The sequence below is a fragment of the Herbaspirillum sp. NPDC101397 genome, assembly GCF_044767325.1.
Classification (GTDB): Bacteria; Pseudomonadota; Gammaproteobacteria; order Burkholderiales; family Burkholderiaceae_D; genus Herbaspirillum.
The window spans coordinates 1,007,620-1,024,031 of record NZ_JBIWNS010000001.1 but is presented as its reverse complement, the minus strand read 5'-3'; the positions used below and the strand labels follow the sequence as shown (position 1 = coordinate 1,024,031).

Below are 16,412 nucleotides of genomic sequence, written 5' to 3'. Positions count from 1 at the left end.
CCGAATCGGAGAAGTTACATGGCACAAATCGAAGTAAAAGTCCCGCAATTATCAGAATCCGTTGCAGAAGCCACGCTGCTGCAATGGCATAAAAAAGTGGGCGAAGCCGTCGCACGCGACGAAAACCTGATCGACGTCGAAACCGACAAGGTCGTGCTGGAATTGCCGGCGCCGGAAGCCGGCGTCATTACTCAGATCATCAAGGCCGACGGTTCGACCGTGGTCGCCGGTGAAGTCATCGCGATCCTGGACACCGACGCGTCCGCGCAAGTGAGCCCGCTGGAAGTCAAGGCTGCTCCTGCACCGCAAAACACCAATGAACCGACACCGGTCGCAGCGCCTGAACTGCTGAACAAGTCTGACGTCGCCATGCCTGCCGCCGCCAAGATCCTGGCCGACAACAACCTGTCGACATCGCAAGTGTCGGGCACAGGCAAGGATGGTCGCGTCACCAAGGGCGACGTGCTGGCTTCCCTGGCAACACCGAAGGCCGCTGCTCCTGCAGCAGCTGCCGCCAAGCCGGCGCTGCAACAAGTTTCTGCCCCAGGCAAGCCAAGCCTGGAAAACCGTCCGGAAGAGCGCGTGCCGATGAGCCGTCTGCGCGCACGCGTGGCCGAGCGTCTGCTGCAATCGCAAGCAACCAACGCCATCCTGACCACGTTCAACGAAATCAACATGCAACCTGTCTTGGACCTGCGCGCCAAGTACAAGGACAAGTTCGAAAAAGAACACGGCGTCAAGCTGGGCTTCATGTCCTTCTTCGTCAAGGCAGTGGTCCACGCACTGAAGAAGTACCCGATCGTCAATGCATCGGTTGACGGCAACGACATCGTCTACCACGGTTACTTCGACATCGGCGTTGCAGTCGGTTCGCCACGCGGTCTGGTGGTTCCGGTCCTGCGCGACGCGGATCAACTGTCGATCGCCGACATCGAAAAGAAGATCGGCGAATTCGGTCAGAAGGCCAAGGACGGCAAGCTGTCGATCGAAGAAATGACCGGCGGCACCTTCACCGTGTCCAACGGCGGCACCTTCGGTTCGATGCTGTCGACACCGATCATCAACCCGCCACAATCGGCGATTCTGGGCATTCACGCCACCAAGGATCGCGCCGTGGTTGAAAACGGTCAGATCGTGATTCGTCCGATGAACTACTTTGCACTGTCCTACGACCACCGCATCATCGACGGCCGCGAAGCCGTCCTGAGCCTGGTCGCCATCAAGGAAGCACTGGAAGACCCAGCACGCCTGTTGTTGGATCTCTAATCATCAGGACCTGAAAAAGGCGCAGGGAAGACAGAGAAACCGGATCATCGTCCCTCTGTTGTCTCGGCGCCTTTTTTCTCTTTTGCATTCGTGCCGGACTGTGAGCAGTCTGCGCACATTCAAAAACGCACTAGGATAAAACTATGAGCAAGAATTTTGACGTGGTCGTCATCGGCGGCGGCCCTGGCGGCTACATCGCTGCAATCCGCGCAGCACAACTGGGCTTCAACACCGCCTGCATCGACGAATGGAAAAACGAAAAGGGCGGTCCTGCACCAGGCGGCACCTGCACCAACGTTGGTTGCATCCCATCGAAGGCGCTGCTGCAATCGTCCGAGCACTATGAGCATGCCGGTCATGCGTTCAAGGATCACGGTATCGACGTCAAGGGCCTGAGCCTGAACCTGCCGCAAATGCTGGGTCGCAAGAACACCGTCGTCAAGCAGAACAACGACGGCATCCTGTACCTGTTCAAGAAGAACAAGGTTACCTTCTTCCACGGTCGCGGCAGCTTCGTCAAGGGCGACGCCAATGGCTACGAAATCAAGGTGGCCGGCGCCACTGAAGAATCCATCACCGCCAAGCAAGTCATCGTCGCCACCGGTTCCAATGCACGTGCATTGCCGGGCGCTCCATTTGACGAAGAACTGATCCTGTCGAACACCGGCGCACTGGCCATCACCGAAGTGCCGAAGAAGCTGGGCGTCATCGGCGCCGGCGTCATCGGTCTGGAAATGGGCTCGGTCTGGCGTCGTCTGGGTGCGGAAGTCACCGTGCTGGAAGCGCTGCCGACTTTCCTCGGCGCAGTCGATGAACAGATCGCCAAGGAAGCGCAAAAGCTGCTGGCCAAGCAAGGCCTGACAGTGAGCCTGGGCGTCAAGATCGGCGACATCAAAGCGGGCAAGAAGGACGTCAGCGTCGACTACACAGACGACAAGGGCAATGCGCAAAAGGCCGTGTTCGACAAGCTGATCATCTCGATCGGCCGCACCCCGAACACCACCGGCCTGAATGCTGAAGCCATCGGCCTGAAGCTCGACGAACGCGGCTTCATCGCCGTCGACGGCGACTGCAAGACCAACCTGCCGAACGTGTGGGCAGTGGGCGACGTGGTACGCGGCCCGATGCTGGCGCACAAGGCCGAAGAAGAGGGCGTTGCCGTTGCCGAGCGTATCGCCGGTCAACACGGTCACGTCAACTTCAATACCATCCCTTGGGTCATCTACACCTCGCCGGAAATCGCATGGGTCGGCAAGACCGAACAGCAACTGAAGGCCGACGGCATTGCGTACAAGGCCGGCACCTTCCCGTTCCTGGCCAATGGCCGCGCACGTGCGCTGGGCGATACCTCAGGTATGGTCAAGTTCCTGGCGGATGCCAAGACTGACGAAATCCTCGGCGTGCACATCGTCGGTCCGATGGCTTCGGAACTGATTTCCGAAGCCGTGGTGGCGATGGAATTCCGTGCTTCCGCCGAAGACATCGCACGCATCTGCCACGCTCACCCATCGTTGTCCGAAGCAACGAAGGAAGCCGCACTGGCAGTCGACAAGCGCGCGCTGAACTTCTGATGAAACGAGTTTGCCATTACCGGTAAACTCCGATCATCTCCGATGGGCGAGCCTGGCTCGCCCATTTTGTTTTAGGCTGCAGTATTTAGGCTGCAATGAATCGTCCGTCTCCGGCATCCGGAGGCAGCGCAATAAAATAAAGATCAACCATGGATGTCCGCGAATTCTACGATCATGCGCTAAGCGAGCGTGGCTTCAAATCCGACGAGGCGCAGCAGCGTGCTATCGATCGCCTGCAGCGTGCCTATGAAGAATGGGTGGCGTTCAAATCGCAACGCTCCAGCACCTTCAAGCGCCTGATCAATCGTCCTGACGTACCGCGTGGCGTGTACATGTGGGGGGGGGTGGGACGTGGTAAATCCTTCTTGATGGACAGCTTCTATTCGGTGGTGCCGGTGGTGCGCAAGACGCGCGTCCACTTCCACGAATTCATGCGCGACGTGCATCGCCAGCTGGACGAGCTGAAGGGCATCGCCAATCCGCTTGACGAGGTCGCCAAGCGCATCGCCAAGAAATACCGCCTGATCTGCTTCGATGAATTCCACGTTTCCGACATCGCCGATGCGATGATTCTGTACAACCTGCTCGGCGGCCTGTTCGATAACGGCGTGTCCTTCGTCATGACCTCGAATTACAAGCCGGACACGCTGTATCCGGACGGCCTGCATCGCGACCGCATGCTGCCGACCATCCAGCTGCTCAACAGCAAGCTGGATGTCATGAACATCGACGCCGGCGTCGATTACCGCAAGCGTGCGCTGGAGCAGGTCAGGATTTATCACACGCCGCTCAATGCCGGCACCGACAGCGAATTGCGCGAGGCGTTTGCCGCCGTCGCCGAAACCGCCGACGAAGACACGCGCGTGCATATCGAGGCGCGAGAAATCCGCGCCTTGCGCCGCGCCGGCAGCGCCATCTGGTTTGATTTCGCCACCTTGTGCGGCGGCCCGCGTTCGCAGAACGACTATCTTGAAATCGCCAGCCGCTTCCAGACCGTGATCCTGTCGGGCATTCCGCGCATGTCGGCAGCGATGTCGTCGGAAGCGCGCCGCTTCACTTGGCTCATCGACGTGTTCTATGACCACAAGGTCAAGCTCATCATGTCGGCCGAAGTCGAGCCGGAAGAACTCTATACGGAAGGCATGCTGGCAAATGAATTTCACCGTACGGTTTCACGTATCATTGAGATGCAATCGCGCGAGTACATGGATTCCGAACGCCGTCTCGCTGCGGACAAGCTCGCCTGATTATGGATAAGGGTTACATGCAATCATTTCTTCAAAAAACCTGCCGCGTTCCTGCCGCCATGCTGATGCTGGCCGTCGCCGGACTGACGCTGCCGTCGGTTGTGACCGCTGAGCCTGCGCCTTACGGGGCGCCCGGCAAGCCGGCGTTCAACGAACGCTATCCGTCGGGTTCGATCCGTTCGACCGATGAAGCCGACGAGATCCTGGCGGACGCCGACAAGGAACGCCTCATCATCGAAGACCAGTACATCGCCGAACAGCGCGATTGCTACAAGAAGTTTTTCGTGGCGATTTGCCTGGACGGCGCCAAGGAGCGCAATCGCGTCGCCGGCAAGCAGGTGCGTGATGTCGAAGTCGAAGCCAACGCATACAAGCGCCAGGCCAAGGCCGATGATCGCGACAAGTCGCTGGCCGAGCAGCGCGTCAAGGACGAACAGGACTCGGCGCGTCGTGCCGCTGATCAGAAGGACCGCGACGCCGCTGCCGCGCGCAAGGTGCAGGAGAGCGCCGCCAAGCAGCAGCAAGTCAAGGAACGCGAGCAGCAGAGCGCAGGCAAGGAAGATGCGCGCGTGAAGGCGCATGAGGCGCAGCTTCAGCAGAAACAAGCTGCTGACGCCGCCAAGGCGCCGCAACGCGAGGCCAATGAAAAGGCCTACCAGGAAAAGGTCAAGGCGGCCGAAGTGCACCGCAAGGAAGTTGAGGCCAACAAGGCTCAGAAGGACCGCGAGCGTGCTGCCAAGCAACAGCAGGCGCCTGCCTCCGGACCAAGCGTCGCGGATCCGAATCAACCCAAGTAGTCCGGCTGCGGCCGCTTGCTTTGCAGTGAGTGTCGCGGTCAACAACGATTGTTGACCTGCGGCAGGTGGATTACACTGTATGCAGTTCTTTTTTGGTAGCGGTGGCGCGCAATCCTCAATCTGCGACCCCTGCAACCTCCAGCCGTTTTTGCTACAGAAGCCGACATGACAATGACGCACCGCGAAGATATACAGCGCCGTATTATCGAACTGGAAGTAGAGCACCGCGATCTCGACGCCGTGATCGACCTGCTTTCACGCGAAGTGCGTCATGAGGAATTACAATTGCGTCGTTTGAAGAAGCGCAAGCTGCAATTGAAGGACCATATCATGTTGCTTAAAATGCAATTGATCCCCGATATTCCGGCCTGAATCCGACGCGCATTTCGCAATTTTTGGCCGATTTCATTCGCAGCCCCCATTTCCGTTGTCATGACCTTGCCGCGACGGCAACGTCGTTGGCGACAGCATGGCGTCCGACACTTTTCGGTTCAGGTTTAACCTCTTTACAGGCATGAGTCAGTGAGTTCCATCGAAGATACCGCCGCATCCGTCCCGCAAGGTATCCATGATGCCGAGGTTGAGCGCCTGTTCGGCGCCGACGGTCCGCTGGGCGGGCAGGTCGGCAGCTATCGTCCGCGCCACGCCCAGACCGAAATGGCGAAGGCCATCGCTGAAGCGATTGCCGGCCAGAGCACCCTGATCGCCGAGGCCGGCACCGGCACCGGCAAGACCTTCGCGTACCTGGTTCCGGCGCTGCTGTGGGGCGGCAAGGTGATCGTCTCCACCGGCACCAAGAACTTGCAGGACCAGCTTTACTTGCGCGATATCCCGACCGTGCGCAAGGCCTTGAGCGCGCCCGTCTCGGTGGCGCTGCTGAAGGGGCGTTCCAACTACGTTTGCCATTTCCATCTCGAGCGCACGCTGCAGAATGGCCGCATGACCTCGCGCGACGATGTCGGCTACCTGCGCGAAATTTCGCGCTTCATGAAAACCACTTCCTCGGGCGACAAGGCCGAGTTGTCCAAGGTGCCGGAAAACGCGCTGATCTGGAACCTCGTGACGTCCACGCGCGACACCTGTTTCGGCGCCGAATGCCAGTACTACCAGGACTGCTTCGTCATGAAGGCGCGCAAGGAAGCGCAGCAGGCCGATGTGGTGGTGGTCAATCATCATTTGTTCTTCGCCGACGTTGCACTCAAGGACACCGGCGTGGCCGAGTTGCTGCCGACCGCGAATACCGTGATTTTCGACGAGGCGCATCAGTTGCCGGAAACCGCGACCATGTTCTTCGGCGACACCGTGTCGACCTCGCAGATACTGGAATTGTGCCGCGACGTGCTGGCCGAAGGCCTGTCGCATGCGCGTGACGGCGCCGACTGGGCCAAGGTGGTGGCGCCGGTCGAGAAGGCGGCGCGCGACCTGCGGCTGGCTTTCCCGGAAGACATCGTGCGCCTGGCGGTCAACCAGATCGCTCCGTCCAGCGTGTTCTTCCCGGCGCTGGAAACCTTGCGCGACAACATGGACGACATGACCGCCGTGCTGGAAAAACAAGCCGAGCGCGCTGAAACGATCGAGCAATGCCGGACCCGTGCAATTGAATTGTCGTACCAGCTTGAAAAATGGAACGGTGCGCAAGACAAGGCCGCCGGCGAAGATGGACAGACCTACGTGTTGTGGGTAGAGGCATTCACCTCTTCACTGCAATTGCATCGTACGCCGCTGTCGATCGCACCAATTTTCAACAAGCAGCGCGAAGGCGTGCCGCGCACGTGGATCTTCACCTCGGCGACGCTGGCGGTAAAAAACGATTTCCATCACTACACCTCGCAGATGGGGCTATGGGACGAGCCGGCAAAATCCTGGCCGAGCCCGTTCGATTATGAACAGCAGGGCTTGCTCTATGTGCCGAACAACCTGCCGCAGCCGAATTCCTACGAATACACCGACGCCGTGATTGACGCCGCGCTGCCGGCCATCATCGCCGCCGGCGGCCGCACTTTCCTGCTGTGCACTACGATCCGTGCGGTCAATCGCGCCGCAGAGCGCCTGCGTGAAGAGTTCGAACAGCGCGGCCTGCCGTTTCCACTGATGGTGCAGGGCGAAGCCGGCCGTACCGAATTGCTGGATCGTTTCCGCGCTTCCGGCAACGGCGTGCTGATCGGCAGCCAAAGTTTCTGGGAAGGCGTCGACGTGCGCGGCGATGCCTTGTCTCTGGTGATCATCGACAAGTTGCCATTTTCCCCGCCTGACGATCCGGTACTGGCGGCACGTATCGCCGAGCTGGAAAAGAAGGGCCTCAACGGCTTCGTGCATCATCAATTGCCGGCGGCGATCATCAACCTGAAGCAGGGCGCCGGTCGCCTGATCCGCGACGAGACTGATCGCGGCGTGCTGATGATCTGCGATCCGCGGCTGATCTCCAAGGGTTACGGCCGCCGTATCTGGCAAAGCCTGCCGCCGTTCAAGCGCACCCGTGAAATCGGCATGGTGGAAGATTTCTTTGCGCGTCGTGCTGCCATGGCTGCGGCAGCCGAGGAAAACTGAGAATGGCAGGGCTGCGCTCGTCATCCGCCTCGACTGCGCTGGTGCCAGTGCGCGCCAGCGAACTGGTCGTCGGGCAACCGTCACCTTGGCCCATCTATAACGACATGGGTGATCTGCTGCTGGCGCGCGGCAGCATGATTGATACTCAAGGCCAGCTGGATGGGCTGCTGGAACACGGGTTATTCCGCAATGAAAAATGGGGCGACGAGCCGGACACCGATTCGGTGCCGTTGCCGAAGTCGCTTGATGTCCTGCAGAAGCGCCGCCGCTCCAAAGGACTGCGTCCACCGGCGCCGAGCCGCGGGCAGGAGAGCATTGTCGGCATGGATGAGGTGCGCTGGCAGATCGGCGATGCCGTCACGCTACAGCTCAAGGAAGCGCCCGAGCTGCGTTACAACATCAGTCTGATCGGCAGCCTGGTCGGCAAGAGCATGTTGGTCTCGCCTCCCGTGAAAGACGGCAAGTACATTCACTTGCGCGATGGTCAGGTGGTGGTGGTGCGGGCTTTGTCCGGACGTCGCGCATATGCCTTTGCGACCAGCGTGCTCAAGTATCAGAATCTGCCTTATCCCTACCTGCATCTGGCCTGCCCGCGTGAAATACGTTGTACGGTGATCCGTCAGGATGCGCGCGTGGAAGTCGACCTGGATGCCTTCCTGACCATTGGCACGGCGCCGCCGGCAAAGATCAGCCTGCTGGATATCAGCGTCGGCGGCGTATCCGGCATCGGCACCTTTCTTGGCAGCGGCAAGGATGCCAGCGGTCGTTTGCGCTTCATCGTCAATGTCGCCGGCGAAGAGCGCGGGCTGGATCTTGATGTGGTGTTGCGAATGGTGGAGGCCGACGCTGATCCTCACTACGCCAAATACGGTCTGGAATTCGTCGACGTGTCGGCGCGCGACCGTGTCATCCTGTCGGCGTTCGTCTATCAGACCGCCAGCGAAACGGACTGACTTCGTGCCTGCAAAGCAGGTTTCTCTGCAAGGCTGGAGATGCTGCTTTTTTGCGTCGAACGGTCGCATTTCTCCCTGAATTGAGCCGGGCGCTTCGGGTAAAATGGCGGGATGAAAATTCTCATCAGCAACGACGACGGTTACCTTGCTCCAGGCCTCATTGCGCTGGCTGACGCCTTGTCCGCCATCGCCGAAATCACCGTGGTCGCGCCCGACAGCAACCGCTCCGGCAGCTCCAATTCGCTGACGCTGGACCGGCCGTTATGGGTTGAGCGCGCCGGCAATGGTTTTTATTACCTTAACGGCACGCCGTCCGACTGCGTGCACGTCGCGCTGACCGGTTTGCTGCCGGATCGTCCCGACCTGATCGTCTCCGGCATCAATCAGGGCCAGAACATGGGCGACGACACCTTGTATTCCGGCACGGTTGCCGCAGCGACCGAAGGTTTCCTGTTTGGCATCCCGGCCATCGCGTTTTCGCAATTGCACAAAGGCTGGGAACATCTGGATAGCGCCGCACGCATCGCCCGCGAAGTGATTGAGCGCCAGTTCGACGCCATCGCTAAACCGTATCTGCTGAACGTCAACATTCCCAACCTGCCGTATGCCGAACTCAAGTCCTGCGTAGCGACGCGACTGGGCAAGCGCCATATGTCGGAGCCGGTCTACAAAATGCGTGATCCGCACGGCAAGGACATTTACTGGATCGGCCCGCCCGGTGGCGTCAAGGATGCCGGTGAGGGCACCGACTTCCATGCGACCGCGAACGGCCACGTGTCGATCACACCGTTGCAGATCGACCTGACGCACACCAGTCAGTTGGCCGACCTGAAGAAAGCGCTCGTATGACCGGCAAACCTAGCCGCTTCCCGCTGTCCTTGTCTTCCGTGGTGGAGAAGAAGGGCAAGACCGCCTCTGGCGCACCTGCGCGCACCGTGGTGACGCCGCAAACGGCAACGCGCAATGCCGCACTGGACTCTGGTCGCCTGGCCGCGAAGGCGCAGGCAGCGCGTGCTGCGCAGCAGCCGACGCCAGCTTCGCAAGCCGGCAAGCCTGCTGCAACGCCAGTCTCACGCACGGCATTGCCGACGCCGATTGCCACGTCCAATCGCTCGGCGCCGCTGGTGTCCGAAGCGGTCCGCAAGGCCATGGTGGCGCGCGTGGCAAAGCAAGGCGTCAGCGATCAAAAGGTATTAGCGGCGATGGAGGCAGTGCCGCGCCACATGTTCATGGAGCCGGGGCTGTCGAGTCAGGCCTATATCGATGCCTCGTTGCCGATTGGACATCACCAGACCATTTCACAGCCGTATATCGTGGCGCGCATGATCGAGATCATGCGCGACAATAATAAGGGCAAGGTGCTCGATCGCGTGCTGGAAATCGGCACCGGTTGCGGCTACCAGGCGGCCGTTCTTTCGCTGGTCGCGAAAGAGGTATTCTCGATCGAGCGCATCAAGCCTCTTCACGAACTGGCCAAAACCAATTTGCGGCCGCTGCGTATCGCCAACATCCGCTTGCATTACGGAGATGGTATGCTAGGCCTGCCGCAGGTGGCGCCGTTCGACGGCATCATTCTGGCGGCGGCCGGACTGGAAGTGCCGCAGGCGCTGCTGGAACAGCTGGCGATCGGCGGGCGCCTGGTGGCGCCGGTCGGGGGGCGTCAGCAGATGTTGCAGCTCATCGAACGTATTAGTAAATTCGAGTGGACCAGCGAAACCCTGGAAGAATGCCATTTTGTGCCGCTGCGTCCGGGCACGGTGTAACAAGAAATAAAACAAGCTATTCAGAATACGGCGGCGAGCGGTTTTTTGCCTCGCCGATCCCGATGAACTTCTCGCGCAGGACGCGGGTCAACGTTATCGTTGTACAAAATTTAATGTAATGAGCATGAAAAATAATCGTCTGGTCTGGTTGGGGATTGTCGTGAGTCTGTTGGCAGGGTGTACTACCACTCCGCGCACTGCAGCTCCTGTGGTGGAACGTACGACCAGCTCGGCCAAGCCGGCGGTAGACCCCACCAAGATCGCAGCAGCGGCACCGGCGCGCCCTGAGGGAAAAGGCTATTACACGGTGAAGAAGGGCGATACGCTGTATCGCATCGCGCTGGAATCGGGGCAGAGCTATCGCGACATCGTGGCCTGGAACAATCTGACCAACGCGAACGACATCAAGGTTGATCAGGTGCTGCGCGTCTTGCCGCCTGACGGCGTTCAAACCGGCGCCGTGGTTGCTCCGGCGGCAGGCGCATCGGGTATTGAGGTCCGTCCATTGGGTGCGTCGCCTTCTGCCGGTGCTGCGCCTGCAGCGGCTGGTACAGGCGCCAGTACCAACAAGACGGGTCCGCGCGGCGACAAGCGCGCCTATTCGGACAGCACGCTGGCCGAGCTCGAGAAACCGGACGCCGCGCCGTCGACTGCGTCGACGGCTCCGGCAGCAGCGCCTGCTATCGCTTCTGCTGCCCAAACTCCGGCCAAGGCCGATGTTGCGCATCCGGCCGAGAAGCCGGCTGCTGCCGCAGCGGCTGGTGACGACGAAGCCGTATCATGGATGTGGCCCGCCGAAGGCAAGGTTGTCGGGACTTTCGACGGTGGCAAGAAGGGTGTCGACATCGCCGGCAAGAGCGGCCAGCCGGTCATGGCGGCGGGTGCCGGGAAGGTCATGTATGCCGGCGCCGGCATCCGTGGTTACGGTAACCTCGTGATCGTCAAGCATTCCAATAATCTCTTGTCGGCTTATGCGCACAACAAGACGATACTGGTGAAGGAAGGGCAAGCTGTAACCAAGGGACAGAAGATTGCCGAGATGGGAAATTCGGATAGCGACAGCGTCAAGTTGCACTTCGAGATTCGCCAGCAGGGCAAGCCTGTCGATCCGTCGAAATACCTGCCGCCACGTTAGCGTATGAGCCCAAGCCCTCGCGATCACCTGCCAGATGATGAGTCCCGATCGGACGATCCGGTCGAGCCGTTGGAAGCAGTCGACGATCTGGAAGTCATTGACGAGGGTGAAGAGGCTGATGCCGAGGGCGAAGCAGAAGTCGTCGTCGTTGCCGAGGGCGTAGAAGAGCTCAAGAAGGTGCTGGCAGCCGAGCTGTCCACCGACACCACCCAGCACTACCTCAACCAGATCGGCACCCGGCCGCTGCTGACCGCGCCGGAAGAGCTGTATTTCGCCACGCTGGCAAAGCAGGGCGATTTCGCTTCGCGCCAGAAGATGATCGAGCATAACCTGCGCCTGGTCGTGTCGATCGCCAAACACTACATCAACCGCGGCGTTGCCTTGCTCGACCTGATCGAAGAGGGCAATCTCGGCCTCATGCGCGCTATCGACAAGTTCGAGCCTGAACGCGGATTCCGTTTCTCGACCTACGCCACCTGGTGGATTCGCCAGAGTATCGAACGCGCCATCATGAACCAGGCACGCACGGTGCGGCTGCCGGTGCACATGGTGCGCGAGCTGAATCAGATCCTGCGGGCGAAATACCATCTGGAAGCACAGCATCACGATGGCCGCGACGCTACTGCCGAAGACATTGCCCATCTGGTCGATCGCCCGGTCGAAGACGTACAGGACGTGCTGGCACTGTCCGAACATGCGGCTTCGCTGGACACGCCACTCGACAACGATCCGCAGGCCAGCCTGATCGACCTGTTGCCGGGCTCGCTCGACGAGAGTCCCGACACCAAGGCCGAATACCACGAAGTATCAATACTGATCCGCGACTGGCTTAAAAATTTGCCTGACAAGCAACGAATCGTCATTACCCGGCGCTTCGGCCTCGACAACGACGATCCCTCCACGCTGGAACAACTCGCTTCGGAGATGGGCATCACCCGTGAACGCGTGCGCCAGGTTCAGCAAGAAGCCCTTATCAAGCTCAAACGCAGCCTGCTGGCCCGTGGCGTTGGCAAGGACGCGCTGTTTTAGCTTCCCTCCGCCGACGGTATCGCCGACAATAGCGTTTTTGGTCTTTTGGCCGCGACGGCGGTCGCATCTATTTTTCTATGCAGCAAAATATCATCAATATCAAAGCCCTCGACATGGATGGGCGCGGCGTCGGTCATCTGGCGAACGAAGACGGCACCCAGGGCAAGGTGATTTTCGTCGAAGGCGCATTGCCCGGCGAGCAGGTCAGCTTCCAGTCTTATCGGCGGAAACCAAAATGGGAAGCCGCCACCATGACCGCTCTGCACCGTGAATCGTCCTTGCGCGTCAAGCCGCAATGCGACTACTTCGGTCTCTGCGGCGGCTGCGCCATGCAGCATCTGGAGCCGTCGGCCCAAGTCGCGATGAAACAGCGCGTGCTCGAAGACAATCTCTGGCATCTCAGCAAACTCAAGGCGGAAACCATGTTGCGGCCGATTTACGGGCCGACCTGGGGCTACCGTTATCGCGCGCGGATTTCAGTCAAGAACGTGGTCAAGAAGGGCACCGTTCTGGTCGGTTTCCATGAAAAGAAATCGCCGTTCGTCAGCGACATGAAGACGTGCGAAATTCTGCCGCCGCACGTCTCGGCAATGCTGATGCCGCTGCGCGCGCTGATCGGTTCGCTGAGCATCATCGACCGTCTGCCGCAGATTGAACTGGCCATCGGCGAGGGCGACAACGGCGTGAAAACCACGGTCATGGTGTTGCGCGTGATGGAGCCGCCCAGCGCCGACGACGAGCTCAAGCTCAAGGCTTTTGCCGACGAGTACAAGGTTGAGTGGTGGTTGCAGCCGAAAGGTCCGGACACGGCGCATCCGTTCTATCCACCACAATCGAACTTGCACTACACGCTGCCGGAATTCGGCATCCGCATGCCGTTCAAGCCTACCGATTTCACTCAGGTCAATCACCAGATCAACCGCGTGCTGGTCGCCCGGGCCGTGCGTTTGCTCGATGTGCAGCCGGAAGATCGCGTTGCCGATCTGTTTTGCGGCCTGGGTAATTTCACCTTGCCGATCGCGACACTGGCCAGGGAAGTCGTCGGCATCGAGGGCAGCACCGCCTTGACCGAGCGCGCCGCCGAGAATGCCAAGGTCAACGCCGTTGCCGGCAAGACGGCCTTCTACTGCCGCAACCTGTTCGAGGCAAGCACGGAAGACTTCGTCGCACTGGGTAAATTTGATCGCATGTTGATCGATCCTCCACGCGAAGGTGCGCTGGAAGTCTGTAAGGCGATTGCGGGACTAGCCGGGGAGCATGCCCATCTGAAGCCGAAGCGCATCGTCTATGTTTCCTGCAATCCCGCCACGCTGGCGCGTGATGCCGGTGAGTTGGTCAGTCTGGGCGGTTATCGTCTGACACTGGCGGGCGTGGTAAACATGTTCCCGCACACGGCGCACGTGGAATCCATGGCGGTGTTTGATTTGCCCGAATGAGTTTTCCCGGAGACGCCATGAAAAAAGCCGACCTGAAGGTCGGCTTTTTATTTGAAGCTTTTTTCTGTTGAATCAGTCGCGATTGCCGCCCACGATGCCAAGGATCGAGAGCAGGTTGACGAACACGTTATAGACGTCCAGGTAGATCGCCAAAGTGGCCGAAATGTAATTGGTTTCGCCGCCGTTGATGACTTGTTGCACATCAAACAGGATATACGCCGAAAAAATCGCGATGGCCACCACCGAAATGGTCAGTTGCAGCGCCGGCAGTTGCAGGAAGATATTGGCCAGGGATGCAACGATAATCACCAGCACGCCGGCGAACAGCCATTTGCTCATGCCCGAGAAGTCGCGCTTGGACACGGTCGCGACGGTCGCCATGACGCCGAAAATCAGCGCGGTGCCGCCGAATGCGGTCATGATCAGCTGGGCTCCGTTGGAGTAGCCCAGCGTGTATTCGATCAGGCGCGACAGCATCAGGCCCATGAAGAAGGTGAAGCCGAGCAAGACGGCGACGCCCAAGCCGGAATTCTTGGTCTTTTCGATTGCGTAGAAGAAGCCGAAGGCCACCGCCATGAACACCACGAAACCGATCATCGGGCTGCCGGCGAACAGGCTCAGGTGGAACTGTACTCCCAGCCATGCGCCCAGAACGGTCGGGATCATCGACAATGCGAGCAGCCAGTATGTGTTGCGCAGCACGCGATTGCGGGCCAGGGCACCTGTGTTCAGGTTTTCAAGTGTGTTTTGCGAGTAATTGTTCATTCGTCCTCCGGTAGCGTTAAATGCGAACAGAGCATAGCACGACGCTCACCGCATGAGACATCGCCGCAAGAGTGAAGTTCGGCAGTGGAAGCGGGTAATTTTTGTCAGTTTGTCATGCTTTAACGCGAATTAGGCTGATAAATGGTCGTTTCGTGGTAGAATTAAAGGTTGATTGAATTGTTAATTAACGGCTTTAACCCTTTCTTTTTATTGGAGTTTTTACACATGGCAATTGAACGCACCCTGTCGATTATCAAACCGGACGCAGTTGCGAAAAACGTGATCGGTCAGATTTATACCCGTTTCGAAAACGCCGGCCTGAAAATCATCGCTGCGCGCATGATTCACTTGTCGCGTGCCGAAGCTGAAGGTTTCTACGCGGTTCACCGCGAGCGTCCATTCTTCAAGGATCTGGTCGACTTCATGGTCTCCGGTCCTGTGATCGTGCAAGCCCTCGAAGGCGAAAACGCCATCCTGAAGCACCGCGACCTGATGGGCGCAACCGATCCGAAGAAGGCAGAAAAAGGCACAATCCGCGCCGATTTCGCTGATTCGATCGACGCCAACGCAGTGCACGGTTCCGACGCAGCAGAAACAGCCAAGGTTGAAATTTCGTATTTCTTCCCAGCGCTGAACATCTACTCGCGTTAATTTGCAGCAAGTTGTCCTTGATGTTTAGTGATCTATGCATCAAGGTTAACGAAAAGTGGTACATGTCATGACAACAGCTCTCACCAATCTGCTGGATCTGGATCCCGCGCAACTCGTCGCTTACTGTGGCGAGTTGGGTGAGAAGCCGTTTCGCGCCAAACAATTGCAACGTTGGATACACCAATACGGCGTTGCCGATTTTGCCGAGATGACCGATCTCGCCAAGTCGCTGCGTGAAAAGCTGTCGACGCGGGCCCATGTGACCGCTCCGGCCATCATCAGCGACCATACTTCTACCGACGGCACTCGCAAATGGCTGGTGGATGTCGGCAACGGCAATGCCGTTGAAACCGTATTCATTCCCGAAGAAAACCGCGGCACCCTGTGCATTTCGACCCAGGCCGGCTGTGCGGTCAATTGCCGTTTCTGTTCGACCGGCAAGCAAGGCTTCAACCGCAATCTGAGCGTCGGCGAAATCATCGGCCAGTTGTGGATGGCCGAGTTTGAGCTGCGCAAGACCAAGGGTGTCGAAGCGGGCCCCAAAGGCGAGCGCCAGATCACCAACGTGGTGATGATGGGCATGGGTGAGCCTTTATTGAATTTTGAACCTACCGTTACCGCCTTGAAGCTGATGCTCGACGACAACGCGTACGGTCTTTCGCGCCGCCGCGTGACCTTGTCCACCAGCGGCGTGGTGCCGATGATCGACAAGCTGTCGCAGGAATGTGCGGTGGCGCTGGCGGTGTCGCTGCATGCGTCCAACGATACATTGCGCGACGGCCTGATCCCCTTGAACAAGAAGTACCCGCTGCATGAATTGATGGCGGCGTGCAAGCGCTATCTCGAATTCGCGCCGCGTGATTTCGTGACGTTCGAATATTGCATGCTGGACGGCGTCAACGACAGCGACGCGCATGCGCGCGAACTGGTGGCGCTGGTGCAGGGCGGCGGCGACGCCAAGGCTGCAGTGCCATGCAAGTTCAATCTGATTCCGTTCAATCCATTCCCTGAATCGGGATTGAAGCGCTCACACAATCCGCGTATCAAGGCGTTTGCCCAGATCCTCATGGATGCCGGTATCGTCACGACGATTCGCAAAACCCGCGGCGATGATATCGATGCCGCATGCGGCCAGTTGGCCGGCGAGGTCAAAGATCGCACCCGCGTGCAGGAGCGTATGCAGAAGATGACCGAATATCAGCAAAAATTCGGCAAGGATTTTGGCCGCATCGTGGAGATATCCGGGTGAGGA

15 protein-coding genes are annotated in these 16,412 nt (G+C 59.1%); 14 read left to right on the top strand and 1 reads right to left on the bottom strand.

Annotated features, from left to right (window positions below):
- The first annotated feature begins 18 nt into the window (after positions 1-18).
- The 12 genes from odhB (at position 19) to rlmD (ending at position 13,744) form a co-directional block, all read left to right on the top strand.
- Complete coding sequence (odhB, locus tag ACIROW_RS04490; protein ID WP_402272322.1) at positions 19-1,266, top strand: 2-oxoglutarate dehydrogenase complex dihydrolipoyllysine-residue succinyltransferase; 1,248 nt, start codon at positions 19-21, stop codon at positions 1,264-1,266.
- A gap of 143 nt (positions 1,267-1,409) precedes the next feature.
- Positions 1,410-2,837, top strand: coding sequence for a dihydrolipoyl dehydrogenase (gene lpdA, locus ACIROW_RS04485; RefSeq protein ID WP_402272320.1), 1,428 nt, complete (start codon positions 1,410-1,412; stop codon positions 2,835-2,837).
- 149 nt (positions 2,838-2,986) lie between these two features.
- Positions 2,987-4,084: a cell division protein ZapE gene (zapE, locus tag ACIROW_RS04480; RefSeq protein ID WP_402272318.1), complete on the top strand. Its 1,098-nt coding sequence runs from the start codon at positions 2,987-2,989 to the stop codon at positions 4,082-4,084.
- Between the two features lie 17 nt (positions 4,085-4,101).
- On the top strand, positions 4,102-4,881 hold the full coding sequence (locus ACIROW_RS04475) for a hypothetical protein (RefSeq protein WP_402272316.1): 780 nt from the start codon (positions 4,102-4,104) through the stop codon (positions 4,879-4,881).
- Between the two features lie 165 nt (positions 4,882-5,046).
- Positions 5,047-5,253: a YdcH family protein gene (locus ACIROW_RS04470; protein WP_081768826.1), complete on the top strand. Its 207-nt coding sequence runs from the start codon at positions 5,047-5,049 to the stop codon at positions 5,251-5,253.
- Positions 5,254-5,403: 150 nt separating this feature from the next.
- Complete coding sequence (locus ACIROW_RS04465; protein ID WP_402272313.1) at positions 5,404-7,428, top strand: ATP-dependent DNA helicase; 2,025 nt, start codon at positions 5,404-5,406, stop codon at positions 7,426-7,428.
- Between the two features lie 2 nt (positions 7,429-7,430).
- A complete protein-coding gene (locus ACIROW_RS04460) occupies positions 7,431-8,381 on the top strand; it encodes a flagellar brake protein (protein ID WP_402272311.1) in 951 nt (316 codons plus the stop codon).
- 111 nt (positions 8,382-8,492) lie between these two features.
- Positions 8,493-9,230, top strand: a complete 738-nt coding sequence (gene surE, locus ACIROW_RS04455) for a 5'/3'-nucleotidase SurE (RefSeq protein ID WP_402272309.1) — start codon at positions 8,493-8,495, stop codon at positions 9,228-9,230.
- A complete protein-coding gene (locus ACIROW_RS04450; protein WP_402272307.1) occupies positions 9,227-10,144 on the top strand; it encodes a protein-L-isoaspartate(D-aspartate) O-methyltransferase in 918 nt (305 codons plus the stop codon). The genes surE and ACIROW_RS04450 overlap by 4 nt, the downstream gene beginning before the upstream one ends.
- 124 nt (positions 10,145-10,268) lie before the next feature.
- Positions 10,269-11,279, top strand: coding sequence for a peptidoglycan DD-metalloendopeptidase family protein (locus tag ACIROW_RS04445; protein ID WP_402272305.1), 1,011 nt, complete (start codon positions 10,269-10,271; stop codon positions 11,277-11,279).
- 3 nt (positions 11,280-11,282) lie between these two features.
- Positions 11,283-12,308 (top strand): RNA polymerase sigma factor RpoS, encoded by a 1,026-nt coding sequence (gene rpoS / locus ACIROW_RS04440; protein WP_402272303.1) that lies wholly within the window; start codon positions 11,283-11,285, stop codon positions 12,306-12,308.
- A 77-nt stretch (positions 12,309-12,385) separates the two neighbouring features.
- Entirely contained in the window at positions 12,386-13,744 is a 1,359-nt protein-coding gene (rlmD, locus tag ACIROW_RS04435; RefSeq protein ID WP_402272301.1) for a 23S rRNA (uracil(1939)-C(5))-methyltransferase RlmD, read from the top strand.
- A gap of 72 nt (positions 13,745-13,816) precedes the next feature.
- On the opposite strand, the gene ACIROW_RS04430 is transcribed toward rlmD, so the two are convergent.
- On the bottom strand, positions 13,817-14,509 hold the full coding sequence (locus ACIROW_RS04430) for a Bax inhibitor-1/YccA family protein (RefSeq protein ID WP_402272299.1): 693 nt from the start codon (positions 14,507-14,509) through the stop codon (positions 13,817-13,819).
- 225 nt (positions 14,510-14,734) lie between these two features.
- Here ACIROW_RS04430 and ndk point away from each other — a divergent pair, with 225 nt between their 5' ends.
- Together ndk and rlmN are read left to right on the top strand one after the other, a co-directional pair.
- Positions 14,735-15,160 carry a nucleoside-diphosphate kinase gene (gene ndk / locus ACIROW_RS04425; RefSeq protein WP_016834972.1) on the top strand — a complete coding sequence of 142 codons (426 nt, stop codon included), beginning with the start codon at positions 14,735-14,737 and terminating at the stop codon, positions 15,158-15,160.
- Between the two features lie 67 nt (positions 15,161-15,227).
- Complete coding sequence (gene rlmN / locus ACIROW_RS04420) at positions 15,228-16,409, top strand: 23S rRNA (adenine(2503)-C(2))-methyltransferase RlmN (protein ID WP_116435647.1); 1,182 nt, start codon at positions 15,228-15,230, stop codon at positions 16,407-16,409.
- Positions 16,410-16,412 lie beyond the last annotated feature (3 nt).